Here is a 15,767-nt window from a genome sequence, read left to right as displayed (position 1 = left end):
TTGACAACAATAATTCAACTATTCTACAAAACCGACTTAGTTTTACCTTGTAGTTAAGTAAATAATTTTTTTCATTTTCATATAGTGTTCTCGTAAAAGAGTCTTGCCAAAAGCGAGACTCTTTTTAGTTTGTAGAAATGGTGTCACAAAAAAGCATAAAACTCAAAAGAATTTCCTGTACTGCATAATCCTGAAATCTAATGTGTTGAACGATGGATCTTCGGCCTTCAACCTTTTATATGACGCTAGGCTACCTACGGCCCTATTGGCTGCCCCAGAAGGCGCTATCAAAGATATCGTACGAATTTCCCTTTCTGTTCTAGGATGAACAAACCTATGGATCCTAGGTACCACATCGGACAGTTTTTCAAGAACGACATTGTTTGCCTTTAAGTGTTTTCTAAATAAATATTCCGGGCCGTTTTTGCTATTGCCTCCGGTAAACAATAGGGTTTCTATATTCAGATATTTTTCTAGGTATACCAACAGGTTTCTTAATTTAATATCTTGCATTCCCAAATCGGAGGCATCCACTTTGTGCCGTACCGCGGAAGCAACGATATCACATATTCCGATTTTACGTTTTACCAAAAAAGACTTACGTTTCTCTATGGCTTCCTGAGTGGTCTCAAAAGGCAGCTTTAAATCAAAGATATTATTCAGTATAGGCCATAATTGGCCATCTCTACTACCATAACAAAAATCTACATCCCCTTCTTTTAAATCTCCCGTGGTAAACCTTGGGGGCGGTAAGGTACCTACTATAAGTTTTGTGGCCCCTTTAAACAAGAAAGGCTCATAAGGATGTGTATGTACGAACAAATCGACTATTCTTTATATTGACAAGACTATAAGATAATCAAATAGTTATTTTTCGTCTAATTTATTAACTTTAAGATTATTAAAAACAGCACGATTATGGGAAAAGGGGACAAAAAATCAAAACGAGGTAAAATAGCCAATAATTCTTATGGTGCCAGACGACCTAAAAAAATAAAAAGAAGACCAACTATCGAAGAAAAAATAAAAATAAGCAAGAAAAAATAGATCAATAGTCTATTCTAAAGTTGAAATCTATCTGATTTTCCTCATCAATTGCCAACTCGTAGGTATAAAAACCGATAGGTAAAGAATCTATTACCGCTTGGCTCGGCGAATAATTGTAGGTGGTAGAATCTGTTACAATGCTTAGTTGCATCTCTTCGGCGGCACTCTCAAATTCATAATAATCGGAGAATTCGCCCGCGGGTATATTTTCATATACTGTGTCTTTTTCTATGATTCTTACTTCGGTAAACGAGAAATCGGTATCGTTCTTAATACGAATATTTACCAAATCTACCTCATCATCCCTATCTGTACATGAAGAAACCACCGCAACAAACAGTACCAATATCGCCAAGAACCTTTTCATAGTATTATTAACATATATAATTATACTAACAGAACGAAATCTTGGACATTATATTTTACCTAACAAATACAGGTTGGTTTTCTTTTAAGGTATGCTCGGCACTAAATTGGTATCCGTCTAAATTAAATCCTCTAATATCGTCTAAACTTTTCGCCTTATTATCTAAAATATAGCGCACCATTGAGCCTCTTGCCTTTTTAGCGTAAAAACTGATTACTTTCAGTTTATCATTTTTCCAATCCTTGAAAACAGGGGCAATAACAGGCACTTTCAAGTTTTTAGCATCAATGGCGCCAAAATATTCATTACTCGCCAAATTAACGAATAGCTCATCATCCTCGAGTTCGCTGTTCAGGTAATCGGTAAGTGTATTTTTCCAGAACTCATATAGGTTTTTCTTTCTTCCAACCTTTAAAGAAGTCCCCATTTCCAAACGGTAAGGTTGCATCAGGTCCAATGGTTTTAAAACACCATAAAGACCAGATAGGATACGCAGGGTATTTTGTAAATCTTCTAATTGCGACTCTTTAATGGTATAGGCATCCAAACCTTGGTATACATCCCCGTTAAATGCATACACTGCAGGTCTTGCATTTTCTGGGGTAAACGGTGTTGAGAAATTTTGATTCCTTTCCCAGTTCAACTGAGCTAAATTATCGGAAATGGACATAAGCTCAGAAAGGGCCTTTGGTTTTTTCTTGGCCAATACTTTATTAAGTTTTTGGGCCTCTTCCAGAAATACGGGTTGAGAAAATTTTTGAGTCGGTAAATTACTCTCAAAATCTAACGATTTGGCGGGCGATATTACAATTTTCATCGGAAATTCAATTTTAAACCTGTTTAAAGATAATCTTCTTTGCAAATAGATAAAAAAACATTCAACTATTCGTACCTCAAAAATAATTAGGTTTTCAGGTAAAAGCTATTGATGTTCAAAAAGAGTTATGATAGCGATATTGACAATATCTATTCTATACTATTCTTACTGTAGTTTCTCCACTTATCTATGCATAATCGCATGTCTTCGGGTATTTCGGAATCAAAATACATCTGCTTTCCCGTAACAGGATGCACAAAACCGAGTGTTTTGGCATGTAATGCCTGTCTTGGCAGAACTTTAAACGCGTTTTCTACAAACTGCTTGTACTTGGTAAAAGTGGTACCCTTTAAAATTTTGTCCCCTCCATAGCGCTCATCATTGAACAAGGTATGCCCAATGTATTTCATGTGCACCCTTATTTGATGGGTTCTACCGGTTTCTAGTCTACAGGAAACCAAAGTTACATAACCTAACCTTTCTAGCACCTTGTAATGGGTAACCGCCTCTTTGCCTTCTTCCCCTTCTGGAAAAACATGCATTTGAAGCCTATTTTTAGGATTTCTGCCCACATTACCTTCTATGGTACCCTCATCATCTTCCATATTGCCCCAAACTAGGGCAATATATTCTCTTTGCGAGGTTTTGTCGAAGAACTGCTTTGCCAAATGGGTCATGGCGGCCTCTGTCTTCGCTATGACCAAAAGCCCCGAAGTATCCTTATCTATTCTATGGACCAAACCTGGACGCTCATTACTATTGGCCGGTAAATTCTCAAAATGGTATATCAATGCATTTATCAGCGTACCAGAATAGTTGCCATGGCCAGGGTGCACTACCATACCTGCAGGTTTATTGACCACCAAAAGAACATCATCCTCATAGACCACATCTATGGGAATATCCTCTGGCACCAACAAATACTCATGTGGTGGGTGCTCGAACAGCACTTTCACCTCATCTCCGGCCTTTACCTTATAGTTCGATTTTACGATGGTATCGTTTACCCAAACATGTCCTTCCTTAGCCGCTTGCTGAATTTTGTTCCTTGTAGCGTTCTCAATAAAATTCATCAAGAATTTATCGACCCTTAATGGTTCTTGCCCTTTTGAAGCCACAAATCTATGGTGCTCAAAAAGGTCGTTGTCTTCGGGTTCCGGATTTAAAGTAGATGTCATATTTATTCAGAATCGGACTGAATTCTAGCGCCGTCAGTAATATTGCCGTTACCGCATATCAATTCAATTTTCGAGGTTTTTGGTAGCTTGTCCCCTGGCTTAATATCTTTTCCTTTGTACTTGATATAATAGACCATATCTTTACCTAATTGGTCTATATAGGTAACCCTTTGAACATCTAGCCCCACTGCCTTTAACATAGAGGAAGCGTTTCTTTTGGTCACCTGTATTATATTGGGAACGGTAACTTTCTTGTATCCCGACGGGTTTACGGTAAAATATATTTTCCTATTTGTTTTGACCTTCGTACCGGCCGAAGGGTTTTGCTCAATGATGGAAAACTTTGGATAATCGGGGTTGTAATTTGCAGAATCCACCACTTCATAACGCAACCCTGTCTTTTCTACAGATTGACGCATTTCCATAACGGAAAGTTTGGAAAAGTCGGGCACCTCCACAAATTCTCCATGATTCGTGGTACTATTTAGCCACCTCATTGTAAAGAACACCAACAACAATAAGACTACGAATGCAAGCCCTAACTGAATTAGAAATGTTTTACTCTTTAAAAAACTTAAGAAATTCCTCATTTGGTGTTTTTAATCGTACAAATATAATAAATGCCTATTTACCAATTAAACCTCATTTTTAAATGTTAGCGGATATTCTTTTACAAATATCATCAGGTTAAACAATACTTCCTTTTTTGTTTAATGGGAATAACACATCTTTGCATCTTTAACAACTTTTTTCTATTCCCGATGAAGAAAAAGATAGCGATTATAATGGGTGGCTATTCTAGCGAGTATAAAATATCGCTAAATAGTGGTATGGTAGTGTACCATAATTTAGATAAGGATAAATTTGATTTGTACCCTGTACATATATTCAAGGAAAAATGGGTCTATGTAAATGAAAAAGGGGAAGAAACCCCTATTAACAAACATGACTTTTCTGTAGAGATCAACAATAAAAAAATATCATTTGATTGTGTTTTTAATGCAATCCACGGCACGCCCGGAGAAGATGGTCAAATGCAGGCGTATTTTGAATTATTGAAAATACCACATACTTCATCCGATTTTTATCAGTCGGCACTTACCTTTAACAAAAGAGATCTATTAAGTGTACTAAAGCCCTACGGTGTTAAATCTGCCCCTTCATATTACCTTAACAAGGGCGATGAAATAAATGAACAGGATATTATAGATACGGTACAGTTGCCCTGTTTTGTAAAAGCGAACAAAGCTGGTAGTAGCTATGGTATTTCTAAAGTCTACAAGCAAGAAGAACTGCAAAAAGCAATAGACATCGCTTTTAAAGAAGACGACGAGATTATTATCGAAGGTTTTTTGGATGGTATCGAGGTATCTGTAGGTGTTATTACTTTTGAAGGAAAAACAAAAGTTTTACCCATCACGGAAATTGTTTCTGAAAACGACTTTTTTGATTACGAAGCAAAATATGAAGGTAAATCACAAGAGATAACACCGGCAAGAATTTCCAAGACCCAAGAACAAAATGTCTCTGCCCTAGCAGAAAAAATTTATACTGTTCTTAAATTAAAAGGATTTTCTAGAAGTGAATTTATTTTCATCGGTGACGACCCCCATCTAATAGAGGTAAATACAACCCCTGGATTAACGGCCGAGAGCATACTGCCCAAACAAGCAATGGAAGCCGGTATAGACCTTCCCCGCCTTTTTGAAAATGCAATCAACGAAGTTCTTCATTAAAATAACTACCTTTAAATAATTTTCCACTATTATGAGACGTGCAATTTTTCCCGGTTCTTTTGACCCCCTTACGTTAGGCCATCATGATATTATCATGCGAGGTATTACACTATTCGACGAACTCATAATCGCTATTGGAAAAAACGCTCAAAAAAAATACATGTTTTCGCTGGAAGAACGAATGTCGTTCATAAAAAAGGCTTTTGCCGATGAACCTAAAATAAAAGTCCTTACCTATGAAGGTCTTACGGTCGATTTCTGCAAGAAGGTTGAAGCAAATTATATATTAAGAGGATTGCGAAATCCGGCAGATTTCGAATTTGAAAAGGCCATTGCGCACACCAACCGTAAACTGTCGGAAATAGAAACCGTATTCTTGCTTACCTCTTCAGGAAAATCCTATATAAGTTCATCTATTGTAAGAGATGTAATCCGTAACGGCGGGGATTACACCGGCCTAGTACCCGATTCGGTGCGAATAACTTCTTAAACCCGTGCCAAGTAGCCTTCTTTTTACTATTTATCAACACCTATCTGCTAATAAATTACCGCTTCTTTTGTAGAAAAAATAACAGAATATTCTTACTTTTATGTAAAGATATTGCTCTTTTTATAGATGTAATATCTACGGAAATCACAATGAAATTGATTTCTAGGCAATTGAACAAAAATAATGGCTAAAAGATAATGATGGTGATGAACAGCTATACAAATTGCTCTGTCGTAAATATAGTAAACGACAAGTCCGATATTGGTCTTGACAAAAGAAAGAACAAAAAAGAAACCTTCGTTTTTTTTATTCCTTATCCCCTAAAAAAGACCATCAAATTGACACTCCGAAGATTCCAAAAAAACGCACGAAGTAAGGTTGTAACATTTTGCCGCTAATACAAAACACGGCAAACAATAACCATTTACCGACCAAAACATTTGCAAAACCACAAATATATGCCAGTTCACAACAAAGATTGATCTTAAATACAAAGCTCTGATATATTTGTAAGAAATTACAACAATATGTTGAAAGACCCCCAAATCCAACCAACGTCATACCTAATAAAGCAACTACCTACCTTAACTGTTTTTATTGATAGAACATTTAAGATCGTTCATGCTTCGGACAAATGGACCATTACTTTTGGAAAAGACAATAATAACACCTTGGGGAAAAGCATATTCGATGTTTTCCCAGAAGTAAGCCATAAATGGAAAAAGGTACTACAAGACTGTTTCTGTGGTCAAGCAAAACCTTTAGGGGTACATAAACATATTGATGCCAACCAGACAGAAAAATGGTATGAATGGTCTAACACATGTTGGTACGATCTAAATGAAAATATTATTGGGGCCATCATCCAAATAAACGATGTAACAGAATCCATTGAAAACGAACTAGAACTCGAAAAAACAAAAAACCTACTAAATCAGCAATCAAAAAGCTCTAAAACAGGTAGGTGGGAATATGACATTGTCTCCAATAAGATAAGTTGGTGCGATATTACCAAGGCAGTTCATGAAGTACCCATCGATTATATTCCGGACATTGATTCGGCCATTAAATTTTACAAAGAAGGGTATAGCCGAAATGCTATCTCCATGGCTCTTTACGAAGCTTCGGAAAAAGGAACCCCATGGAGTGAAAAACTACAAATAACCACAGCTACCGGTAAAGACAAATGGGTATTGACCACCGGAAAGGCCATATTCAAGAAAGGGGAACTAGTTGGTTTCAGTGGCACCTTTCAAGATATCAACGACCAAATAATCGCTCATTTAGAGACCAAAAAAAACGAAAAACTCTTAAGGACCCTAGTCGATAATCTTCCTCTAAACGTTTATGTCAAAGACATAAATTCTAGAAAAATTCTGGTTAACAAGGCGGAATGTGAGTTCTTTGAAGTCGATAGTGAAACCGACCTATTGGGCAAGAACAATTACGACCTATACGATGAGGAAACTGCCCGTGCATATACCGAACAGGACATTAGGGTAATGACAAATCTTACCCCCATCCTAGGAGAAGAATTGATCTGCACCAAAAAAGACGGTACACAAACAATATTTCTGAGTTCAAAAATTCCACTTTACGATGAAAGTGGTAACGCAAATGGCCTAATCGGCATTAGCTTAGACATTACTAATATCAAACAAAAAGAGAAAGAACTTAGAAATCTTATAGATGTTACTTCTCTACAGAACAAAAAACTGATCAACTTCGCACATATAGTTTCTCACAACCTAAGATCGCACACGGCTAACTTTTCTATGCTATTGGATTTTTTACATCATGAAGAGTGCGAAGATGAAAAACAGAAAATTCTGAACATGCTAGATAGCGCATCCAAGAATCTTCTTGAAACCATTGACAACTTAAACGAAGTGGTCGCTATTAGCACAAATGTTAACCTAGAGATCAAAAACGTAAACCTTTACGAAAGAATTACCTTGGTGAAGAAAAACCTATCAGATTTAATCAATTCCAACCAAGCAAGAATTACCAACAATATATCAAAAGACGAAATATTAAGAGCAGTCCCTTCATATTTAGACAGTATCTTAATGAATTTCATCACCAATGGTATTAAATACAAACATCCCAAAAGAAGACCGGAATTAATACTAAATTTGACAAAAGAAGGTAACTTTACCATATTGTCCATACAAGACAACGGACTGGGTATAGATCTAAAAAAATACGGAAACAAACTGTTTGGAATGTATAAAACGTTCCACCACCATCAAAACGCTAGAGGTATTGGCCTTTATATTACCAAGAACCAGGTAGAAGCAATGGGAGGAAAAATTGAAGTAGAAAGCGAAGTAGGCAAAGGCACAACCTTTAAGATATTCTTTAATGAAAAAATTTAAGCTGATAAGTATCGTAGACGATGACCCTATTGCGATTTTTGGCATTCACAAAATGTTGAACATCACAGTGGAATGCGAAACAATAGAGTCTTATGAAAACGGAAAAGTGGCATTGGACGGTCTAACAAAACGATTCCAAAATTCAGAAGCTATACCAGAAGTAATCTTTTTGGACATAAATATGCCCATTATGGATGGTTGGCAATTTTTAGAAGAATTTATCAAACTTCCTATTCCCAAAAAAATAAGAATAAACATAGTAACCTCATCTATAGACCCTTACGATAAAGAAAAATGGGAATCTTACAAGGATCAAACCCACCATTTGATTACCTTCAACAATAAACCCATGAAAAAAGATGACATTGCCGAAATAACAAAAATCGCATAGGCTAAGCTTTTATCGATTTTAATTATTTTTACCAAAATAACTCATTAGGACAAAAACCTAATAAACAGTTTATTGGTTATGCGAACATTGCTTGTGCCTCTTTTTTTATCCATTATCTTTCTGTCATGCGAATCCAAAGTAGAAGACATTGAAGTAGATTTCATTACACCTTTTGAATCTTCCAAAGGATCAGAGACGGCTACGTACGAAGAGGTGATAGAATTCTACCTGAGACTCGCCAAAGAATTTCCAGAAATAAACATTCAGACCATAGGGGAAACCGACAGCGACAAACCACTTCACCTTGTCACGTACAATAAGGACGGTGATTTTAATTTTACCAAAATAACAAAGAACAAGACGGTATTGTTAATAAACAACGGCATTCATCCGGGGGAGAGCGATGGCATTGATGCCACTATGCTTTTGTTCCGTGATTTGGCGAGCGGTAGAATATCCAGTCCCGAACAAACCGTGGTAGTTACCATTCCTATTTACAACATTGGCGGAGCACTCAATCGAAACTCGACCACTAGGGCCAATCAGAACGGTCCGGAATCATACGGGTTCAGGGGCAACGCTTTAAATTACGACCTTAATCGCGATTTTATAAAGGCCGATACTAAAAACGCCAGAACCTTTGCTGAAATTTACCACCTAGTAAAACCTGATCTGTTTATAGACAACCACGTAAGTAATGGCGCCGATTACCAATACACATTAACCCATTTGTTCACCCAGCACAATAAATTGGGCGGTGAACTAGGAAACTATCTTCATAATACCCTGATGCCCGCACTAGAAGACTCTTTGTCGTTGGCAGATTGGAGTATAACACCTTATGTAAATGTCTTTAACAAACCTCCCGAAGTAGGATTTCAACAATTTATGGACCACCCTAGGTACTCTACAGGCTATACTACATTATGGAACACTTTAGGCATGATGGTAGAAACACACATGTTAAAACCATACAAACCTAGAGTAGAAGGCACCTATAAGCTGATGGAAAAAATGATATCCATTTCAGAAAAAGAAGGTGAAAAAATTAAAGAACTAAGAACAAAGGCGAGCAACAGACACCTAAATTGGGATTACTACCCTACCAAATGGGGCGTAGACAGTACACAATCGTCTGTTCTTGAGTTTAAAGGCTACCAAGCAGATACGATAATCAGTCAAGTTACGGGCCACAATAGACTTAAGTACAATAGAGATAAACCGTTTACCAAAAATGTGGTTTACTATAATTATTTTAAAGCAACGGATTCTGTAAAAATTCCCGAGGCATACATTATAAAAAAGCAATGGAAAAAGGCCATAGACCTGCTTACCTTGAACGACATTGAATTTGAACTCATCAAAAAAGACACAACATTACAGGTAGAATCGTACAGAATAGAGGAATACAATACGGTAAAAAGCCCTTACGAAGGTCATTACCTTCATTACAACACCCGTACCAGCTCCACTATGGAACAGGTCAACTTTAAGGAAGGGGATGTCGTGGTATATACAGACCAGCCCGGTTTTAGGTACATTATGGAAACCATGGAACCTTCCGCCACCGACTCATTTTTTAATTGGAATTTCTTTGATACTATTTTACAGCAAAAAGAAGGTTTTTCTCCCTATGTATTTGAAGATACCGCTCTTAATTTATTGGAGAACGATACCGTACTACGGAAAGAATTTGAAGCAAAAAAAGAAGCGGAAACCGAATTTTCGGAAAACTGGTACGCTCAGCTAAAATGGATATTTGAGCGCTCTGACCTTTATGAGAAAGCACACAAACAGTACCCTATCTACAGAGTCTTAAAAGACAATTAGGTTTAAGAAAATATCGATCAATCGCCTTCGAACAAAATTTTAATGTTCACATATGAATTTTGAAGGGCTTCCTTGATTTTTTTGGGGCCCTTCCATTTCACTTTTACGATACCTTCCTTTTTTTGTGGTTTTAACTTTCCGGAATAATCGGTTTTCATTGCATACCAGTGCACTTGTTTAAGGGTTGGTACACCATTATTTCCAAAAATGTGGTACGTAGTTCTTAGAAAATTTTCTATCCTAAGGTTCTTCACCCCGGTTTCTTCCATTACCTCGCGAATGGCACAATCTTCTATAGACTCCCCTTTATCCAGTTTTCCTTTAGGTAAGTCCCATTTATCATTTCTATAAATAAAGAGCACTTTACCTTCATCATTGGTTACCACCCCACCTGCCGCAACTATTAGTGGTATCTCTTTGGTGAACTTTTTAAGAATTTCTTCATGATTCGGATGATAGATGTACGCTTCTTCAAGCTTTTTTTTCTTTAAAGCCTTAATTGCACTCTGTATAGATTCTTGATTCAGTAAAAAATACTCGCCATTAGCTGTTTCGGAGAGTTTATTTGTTAAAATCAAAGGCAATTCATTAACAAAAACTTTATACATTTGCGACATGGTTTTAGACAAGAACACAGCTAAAAAAACAGCGGAGCTTCTGCTACAAATTAATGCAATAAAATTGAAACCAGAAAATCCTTTTACATGGGCCTCTGGTTGGAAATCTCCAATATATTGCGATAACCGAATTTTACTGTCATATCCGGCTATTCGTAATTATGTCAGGGAAGAAATGGCTAAGCAAGTAGAGTTGCTGTATGGCAAACCCGACGTAATCGCAGGAGTTGCAACCGGCGCTATTGGTATTGGTGCCCTAGTGGCAGATGCACTAGGCCTTCCGTTTATATATGTTAGACCAGAACCTAAATCGCACGGAAGACAAAATCAAATCGAAGGCCTATTATCACCAAACCAGACCGTAGTGGTTATCGAAGATTTGATCAGCACCGGTAAAAGCAGCCTTAATGCCGTAGATGCGCTTAAAGAGCAAAAAGCGAATATTAAAGGTATGCTTGCTATATTTACCTACGGATTCGATGTCGCCGTCAACAATTTTGAAGAAAAAGATGTTGAGCTGCACACCTTAAGCAGTTATGATTATTTAATTGAACAGGCATCGGATACCGATTACATTAAAGAAGATCAACTTAACACTTTGATGGAGTGGAGAAAAAATCCATCAAAATGGCTACAATAAAATTATGTTTATAGAAACACCAAAAACAACCGTTAGCAAAAGTTCACAAGAAACTTTTGAATTTTTGAGCGATCTTGCCAATTTCGAAAAATTGATGCCGGACAATATAGATAAGTTCGAGGTCATCAACGAAAACAGGTTCTTGTTCGCCCTTAAGGGAATGCCAGAAATAGTCTTGGAAAGAAAGGAACAGACTCCATTCTCAAAACTTGTACTAGGTGCGGCCAGTGACAAATTACCTTTTACACTTACCGCCGACATTACCGAACTTGAAGCGACTAAAAGTGAAGTTGTGCTTAGTTTTTCCGGTGAGTTCAACGCTATGATGGCCATGATGATAAAAAAACCCATCACCAATTTTATAAATGCCTTGTCGAACAAACTGCAAAGCATTTAATAAAGCAACTTTACCTCTTTAAGGTCAAACTCTTGAATATGTTCGTCAGCGAGCCTTACCAATAATTTGCCCTGAAGCGAAACACCTTCTATAACACCACTGAAAACAGTCCCGTCCGGTTTTTGAAATGTACTTGCTACCCCCCGTCTAAAAAGTCGCGAATGGTACCCCTTGTACAAATCGGTAAGGTTGGATGGATCGGTGCTTTGAAAATATTTTTGAAGGTTTTCAATAATTTGCCCTAACAGACCATCCAGATCAAAATGGGCATCGGCAATAACCTTTAATGAAGAAGCTTTTAAATTTCCCGCAAAATTTGTTTGGTTCACATTAAGGCCAATTCCGACAATGGCCGCCTTAATTTTTGTTCCAGAGACAATATTCTCAACTAAAATACCGCATAGTTTAGACGAACCTGACAGAATGTCGTTAGGCCATTTGATAGCCAATCTTGGCACTCCTAAGTTATAAAGTGTATCATAAACTGCCATGGAAGCGTACACGTTCAAAAGAAATTGATCTTTGAGACCAAAATCACCCAACAATTTTAAAACACTGAACGTTAGGTTTTTACCCGGTTCAGATTGCCAAACCGTCCCCATTTGCCCCTTACCCTTGGTTTGGTCTTTAGTTACGACCACCGTATAATCATCAAGTTCACCATGTTTCCAAAGCTCTTTTAAATAGGTATTAGTGGACTCCGTGGCACTAAGTTTGATTATCTGCATATGGGCTGGCTTTTAGAAAACTTTAATCAATTGTTAAAAACTACGCCTAAAAGAGCAAAAAAACAATAACTTTGTAAAAACTAAAACTTTTGAATGCAGAAAAGGAAAACTAGTGCAGATGAGTTGATTGCATTGATTTTGCAGGGAATAGACGAAGTAAAAGGACAAAACATTGACTTACTTGACCTGAGAGAAATCGAGAACACCGTTTGCGACTACTTTATAATATGTAATGGTACTTCTAATACGCATGTAAATGCGATTGTAGGCTCTATCCAAAAAACCGTTAGCAAAGCTATTAAAGACAAGCCTTGGCACGTAGAAGGCCAGGACAACGCCGAATGGGTCTTGATGGACTATGTTAATGTAGTTGTCCACGTATTCCAAAAACACGTAAGAGAGTTCTACGACATTGAGGGTTTATGGGGAGACGCAAAGTTTACCTCCATTGAAAGTAGCATTAATCACTAAAAAATTATAATGGCAAAAGAGAATAATACAAATCCCAAAAAACCAAAGTTCAGTTCTTGGTGGATATATGGTATAGTTGCAGTACTACTAATTGGCTTCCAGTTATTTAACAGTGAAGACTTGGCGAGTACCAAAAAAACGACTACCTCAGAATTACAAGAATACCTTAGAAATGGTGATGTCAAAAAAATACTTATCATCACAAATACAAATCAGGCAAAGGTATTTTTGACCGATGAGGCCATGGCAAAAGAGGTTCATAAAGATGTATCGGAGAAATCTTTTCTTCCCGCTACAGGCAATGTACCCCAATACACGCTGGATTATGGCGACCTACAAATATTTCAGAACGAAATCACTGAAATAAAAAAAGACAACAACCTTGATACCATTATAGAGTTTGGTAAAGAATCTACGGCAATTTTAGATTTTCTACTTTCATTGCTTCCCTTTGTGTTGATCATAGGAATATGGATCTACCTCATGCGCAGAATGTCCGGCGGTGGCGGTGGCGGTGCCGGAGGTCAAATTTTCAACATAGGAAAATCAAAGGCAAAACTTTTTGATGAAAAGACAGATACAAGAACCTCTTTTAAAGATGTCGCCGGACTTGAAGGCGCCAAAGAAGAGGTAGAAGAAATAGTGGAATTTCTCCGCAATCCGGACAAATACACCTCTTTAGGTGGTAAAATTCCTAAAGGAGCCCTTTTGGTAGGCCCTCCAGGAACAGGTAAAACATTACTTGCAAAGGCCGTGGCAGGGGAAGCAAAAGTTCCTTTCTTTTCCCTTTCTGGTTCAGACTTCGTAGAAATGTTCGTAGGTGTTGGTGCCTCTAGGGTACGTGACCTATTTAAACAAGCCAAAGACAAATCTCCCGCTATTATATTTATAGATGAGATCGATGCCATTGGTAGGGCCAGGGGAAAAAACAACTTTACCGGCTCTAACGACGAAAGGGAAAACACCCTGAACCAGTTATTGACAGAGATGGACGGTTTTGGAACCAATACGAATGTAATCGTATTGGCGGCCACCAACCGCGCCGATGTTCTTGATAAAGCATTGATGCGTGCAGGTAGGTTTGACAGACAAATATATGTTGACCTGCCAGACATACGTGAAAGAAAAGAAATTTTTGAAGTTCACCTAAGACCTATAAAGACTGCCGAAACCTTGGATTTAGATTTCTTGGCAAGACAGACTCCCGGATTCTCAGGTGCAGACATAGCAAATGTATGTAACGAAGCTGCATTGATTGCGGCGCGAAAAGAGCAAAAAGCAGTTAACAAACAAGACTTTTTAGATGCCGTAGACAGAATAGTCGGTGGTTTAGAAAAGAAAAATAAAATTATTACCCCTGGTGAAAAACGTACAATAGCATACCACGAAGCTGGCCATGCTACAGTAAGTTGGATGTTGGAACATGCCGCACCATTGGTGAAAGTTACCATTGTACCTAGAGGACAATCTTTAGGCGCCGCATGGTACTTACCTGAAGAAAGACTGATTGTAAGACCAGATCAAATGCTAGATGAAATGTGTGCTACTATGGGAGGTAGAGCTGCCGAAAAAGTAATTTTCGATAAAATTTCTACCGGAGCATTGAGCGACCTGGAAAAAGTTACCAAACAAGCAAAAGCAATGGTAACCATATATGGTCTAAACGACACTATAGGTAATTTGACATACTACGATTCCTCTGGCCAAGATTCTTATGGCTTCTCAAAGCCCTACAGTGAAGAAACAGCTAGAAAAATTGATGAAGAAATTTCTAAAATTATCGAAGCCCAGTACCAACGTGCAATCAAAGTTTTAACCGATAACAAGGACAAACTCACTACACTTGCTGAGCGACTATTGGAAAAAGAAGTTATCTTTAAGGAAGATTTGGAAAAAATCTTCGGAAAAAGGTCTTTTGAAAAGGATCTTTTGGAGGAAGAAAAGAAAAAGTCTGATGAAACCGAAAAAAAAGACTCTGAAGAAGACGAAAAAGTATCAGAAAATAGTTAATTATGTAATTCTTTCAGAGTTTTTAAAAAATTAGGTACTTGGTAGATTAAATCACTAAATGGGTCTTTTAGATATTTTATTTGGGGGAGGAAAGAAAAAGGTTTCCAAAGAAACTGTGGAGACCCGTGGCGAACATATGCCCGATCTTAACCTTCCTGTCGACGAAAAATTTACTATTCATTTCAAAAAGAATGGAGGTAAGTTTATTTATTGTATTTCCGATCAAGAAGTATCAAGGGCCCTGCACAATATAATCGAGGAGAATAGTTGGCAAAACCAACCTTTCTTTGCCATGAACCCACAATTGACCAAAAAGTTCGGAAGGGAAAATATTTCTTTCACCGATAAAACGAAAGAGAGCGATATTTTCTTAACCACCTGCGAACATCTAATTGCCCAAAACGGCAGTATCTTAGTTTGCTCCAATCAACTGAACGAAAAAAAGGTCAACGAGTTACCCAGCAACGTAATAGTATTCGCAACCACTAGCCAATTGGTCGAATCTATAGGTGAAGGATTAAAAACCATTAAGAAAAAGTATGGTCCGGAAATACCCGCCAACATTACCACTCTTAAACATTTTAAACCGACTAAAGAAAACTCCGATGATTTCTTAACTTACGGAAGTAGTACTAAAAATCTTTATCTTTTATTGCTGGAAGATTTATAG

18 protein-coding genes are annotated in these 15,767 nt (G+C 37.4%); 11 read left to right on the top strand and 7 right to left on the bottom strand.

Annotated elements, in window-relative coordinates; all coding sequences use genetic code 11:
- Positions 1-162 precede the first annotated feature (162 nt).
- Positions 163-822, bottom strand: a complete 660-nt coding sequence (locus tag J8L85_RS17145; RefSeq protein ID WP_211019369.1) for a uracil-DNA glycosylase family protein — start codon at positions 820-822, stop codon at positions 163-165.
- A 96-nt stretch (positions 823-918) separates the two neighbouring features.
- Here J8L85_RS17145 and J8L85_RS17140 point away from each other — a divergent pair, with 96 nt between their 5' ends.
- Entirely contained in the window at positions 919-1,047 is a 129-nt protein-coding gene (locus tag J8L85_RS17140; RefSeq protein ID WP_211019366.1) for a 30S ribosomal protein THX, read from the top strand.
- 1 nt (position 1,048) lies between these two features.
- On the opposite strand, the gene J8L85_RS17135 is transcribed toward J8L85_RS17140, so the two are convergent.
- The 4 genes from J8L85_RS17135 to J8L85_RS17120 form a co-directional block, all read right to left on the bottom strand.
- On the bottom strand, positions 1,049-1,414 hold the full coding sequence (locus J8L85_RS17135) for a hypothetical protein (protein WP_211019364.1): 366 nt from the start codon (positions 1,412-1,414) through the stop codon (positions 1,049-1,051).
- A gap of 55 nt (positions 1,415-1,469) precedes the next feature.
- Positions 1,470-2,231: a peroxide stress protein YaaA gene (gene yaaA, locus J8L85_RS17130; protein ID WP_211019362.1), complete on the bottom strand. Its 762-nt coding sequence runs from the start codon at positions 2,229-2,231 to the stop codon at positions 1,470-1,472.
- A gap of 149 nt (positions 2,232-2,380) precedes the next feature.
- Complete coding sequence (locus J8L85_RS17125) at positions 2,381-3,409, bottom strand: RluA family pseudouridine synthase (RefSeq protein ID WP_211019360.1); 1,029 nt, start codon at positions 3,407-3,409, stop codon at positions 2,381-2,383.
- A 2-nt stretch (positions 3,410-3,411) separates the two neighbouring features.
- The gene (locus J8L85_RS17120) at positions 3,412-3,999 is read right to left on the bottom strand and encodes a PASTA domain-containing protein (RefSeq protein ID WP_211019358.1); all 588 of its coding nucleotides are present in this window, start codon (positions 3,997-3,999) and stop codon (positions 3,412-3,414) included.
- Between the two features lie 171 nt (positions 4,000-4,170).
- On the opposite strand from J8L85_RS17120, the gene J8L85_RS17115 reads away from it, so the two are divergent.
- From J8L85_RS17115 to J8L85_RS17095, 5 genes are all read left to right on the top strand, one after another.
- Entirely contained in the window at positions 4,171-5,145 is a 975-nt protein-coding gene (locus J8L85_RS17115; protein WP_211019356.1) for a D-alanine--D-alanine ligase, read from the top strand.
- A 31-nt stretch (positions 5,146-5,176) separates the two neighbouring features.
- Positions 5,177-5,635, top strand: coding sequence for a pantetheine-phosphate adenylyltransferase (coaD, locus tag J8L85_RS17110; RefSeq protein WP_211019354.1), 459 nt, complete (start codon positions 5,177-5,179; stop codon positions 5,633-5,635).
- Positions 5,636-6,162: 527 nt separating this feature from the next.
- On the top strand, positions 6,163-8,013 hold the full coding sequence (locus J8L85_RS17105) for a PAS domain-containing protein (RefSeq protein WP_211019351.1): 1,851 nt from the start codon (positions 6,163-6,165) through the stop codon (positions 8,011-8,013).
- Entirely contained in the window at positions 8,000-8,404 is a 405-nt protein-coding gene (locus J8L85_RS17100; protein ID WP_211019349.1) for a response regulator, read from the top strand. The genes J8L85_RS17105 and J8L85_RS17100 overlap by 14 nt, the downstream gene beginning before the upstream one ends.
- A 78-nt stretch (positions 8,405-8,482) precedes the next feature.
- The gene (locus J8L85_RS17095) at positions 8,483-10,234 is read left to right on the top strand and encodes a M14 family metallopeptidase (protein WP_211019347.1); all 1,752 of its coding nucleotides are present in this window, start codon (positions 8,483-8,485) and stop codon (positions 10,232-10,234) included.
- Positions 10,235-10,251: 17 nt separating this feature from the next.
- Here the strand turns inward: J8L85_RS17095 and J8L85_RS17090 are convergent, their stop codons facing one another.
- Positions 10,252-10,842, bottom strand: coding sequence for an NUDIX hydrolase (locus J8L85_RS17090; RefSeq protein WP_211019345.1), 591 nt, complete (start codon positions 10,840-10,842; stop codon positions 10,252-10,254).
- A gap of 7 nt (positions 10,843-10,849) precedes the next feature.
- Here J8L85_RS17090 and pyrE point away from each other — a divergent pair, with 7 nt between their 5' ends.
- Together pyrE and J8L85_RS17080 are read left to right on the top strand one after the other, a co-directional pair.
- On the top strand, positions 10,850-11,491 hold the full coding sequence (gene pyrE / locus J8L85_RS17085; RefSeq protein ID WP_211019343.1) for an orotate phosphoribosyltransferase: 642 nt from the start codon (positions 10,850-10,852) through the stop codon (positions 11,489-11,491).
- 4 nt (positions 11,492-11,495) lie between these two features.
- The gene (locus J8L85_RS17080) at positions 11,496-11,888 is read left to right on the top strand and encodes an SRPBCC family protein (protein ID WP_211019340.1); all 393 of its coding nucleotides are present in this window, start codon (positions 11,496-11,498) and stop codon (positions 11,886-11,888) included.
- Here J8L85_RS17080 and J8L85_RS17075 read toward each other — a convergent pair.
- Positions 11,885-12,616 (bottom strand): biotin--[acetyl-CoA-carboxylase] ligase, encoded by a 732-nt coding sequence (locus J8L85_RS17075; RefSeq protein WP_211019339.1) that lies wholly within the window; start codon positions 12,614-12,616, stop codon positions 11,885-11,887. The genes J8L85_RS17080 and J8L85_RS17075 overlap by 4 nt on opposite strands.
- Before the next feature lie 93 nt (positions 12,617-12,709).
- Here J8L85_RS17075 and rsfS point away from each other — a divergent pair, with 93 nt between their 5' ends.
- The 3 genes from rsfS to J8L85_RS17060 are packed head-to-tail and all read left to right on the top strand — an operon-like array spanning position 12,710 to position 15,767.
- The gene (rsfS, locus tag J8L85_RS17070; RefSeq protein ID WP_047244669.1) at positions 12,710-13,087 is read left to right on the top strand and encodes a ribosome silencing factor; all 378 of its coding nucleotides are present in this window, start codon (positions 12,710-12,712) and stop codon (positions 13,085-13,087) included.
- Positions 13,088-13,096: 9 nt separating this feature from the next.
- Positions 13,097-15,097 (top strand): ATP-dependent zinc metalloprotease FtsH, encoded by a 2,001-nt coding sequence (gene ftsH / locus J8L85_RS17065; protein WP_211019337.1) that lies wholly within the window; start codon positions 13,097-13,099, stop codon positions 15,095-15,097.
- Positions 15,098-15,155: 58 nt separating this feature from the next.
- Positions 15,156-15,767 (top strand): LUD domain-containing protein, encoded by a 612-nt coding sequence (locus J8L85_RS17060; protein ID WP_211019334.1) that lies wholly within the window; start codon positions 15,156-15,158, stop codon positions 15,765-15,767.

It is taken from the genome of Maribacter sp. MMG018 (genome assembly GCF_018100785.1).
Classification (GTDB): Bacteria; Bacteroidota; Bacteroidia; order Flavobacteriales; family Flavobacteriaceae; genus Maribacter.
The sequence above is the reverse complement of the archived record's forward strand: the minus strand, read 5'-3'. Positions and strand labels throughout refer to the sequence as shown.

Bases quoted from the DNA above. Each gene is read 5' to 3' on its own strand.
- coaD (WP_211019354.1), top strand. From the start codon at position 5,177: ATGAGACGTGCAATTTTTCCCGGTTCTTTTGACCCCCTTACGTTAGGC.
- J8L85_RS17120 (WP_211019358.1), bottom strand. From the start codon at position 3,999: ATGAGGAATTTCTTAAGTTTTTTAAAGAGTAAAACATTTCTAATTCAG.
- J8L85_RS17100 (WP_211019349.1), top strand. From the start codon at position 8,000: ATGAAAAAATTTAAGCTGATAAGTATCGTAGACGATGACCCTATTGCG.
- J8L85_RS17115 (WP_211019356.1), top strand. From the start codon at position 4,171: ATGAAGAAAAAGATAGCGATTATAATGGGTGGCTATTCTAGCGAGTAT.
- J8L85_RS17140 (WP_211019366.1), top strand. From the start codon at position 919: ATGGGAAAAGGGGACAAAAAATCAAAACGAGGTAAAATAGCCAATAAT.
- J8L85_RS17105 (WP_211019351.1), top strand. From the start codon at position 6,163: ATGTTGAAAGACCCCCAAATCCAACCAACGTCATACCTAATAAAGCAA.
- J8L85_RS17075 (WP_211019339.1), bottom strand. From the start codon at position 12,616: ATGCAGATAATCAAACTTAGTGCCACGGAGTCCACTAATACCTATTTA.
- rsfS (WP_047244669.1), top strand. From the start codon at position 12,710: ATGCAGAAAAGGAAAACTAGTGCAGATGAGTTGATTGCATTGATTTTG.
- ftsH (WP_211019337.1), top strand. From the start codon at position 13,097: ATGGCAAAAGAGAATAATACAAATCCCAAAAAACCAAAGTTCAGTTCT.
- J8L85_RS17080 (WP_211019340.1), top strand. From the start codon at position 11,496: ATGTTTATAGAAACACCAAAAACAACCGTTAGCAAAAGTTCACAAGAA.
- J8L85_RS17060 (WP_211019334.1), top strand. From the start codon at position 15,156: ATGGGTCTTTTAGATATTTTATTTGGGGGAGGAAAGAAAAAGGTTTCC.
- J8L85_RS17095 (WP_211019347.1), top strand. From the start codon at position 8,483: ATGCGAACATTGCTTGTGCCTCTTTTTTTATCCATTATCTTTCTGTCA.
- J8L85_RS17125 (WP_211019360.1), bottom strand. From the start codon at position 3,409: ATGACATCTACTTTAAATCCGGAACCCGAAGACAACGACCTTTTTGAG.
- J8L85_RS17090 (WP_211019345.1), bottom strand. From the start codon at position 10,842: ATGTATAAAGTTTTTGTTAATGAATTGCCTTTGATTTTAACAAATAAA.
- J8L85_RS17135 (WP_211019364.1), bottom strand. From the start codon at position 1,414: ATGAAAAGGTTCTTGGCGATATTGGTACTGTTTGTTGCGGTGGTTTCT.
- pyrE (WP_211019343.1), top strand. From the start codon at position 10,850: ATGGTTTTAGACAAGAACACAGCTAAAAAAACAGCGGAGCTTCTGCTA.
- yaaA (WP_211019362.1), bottom strand. From the start codon at position 2,231: ATGAAAATTGTAATATCGCCCGCCAAATCGTTAGATTTTGAGAGTAAT.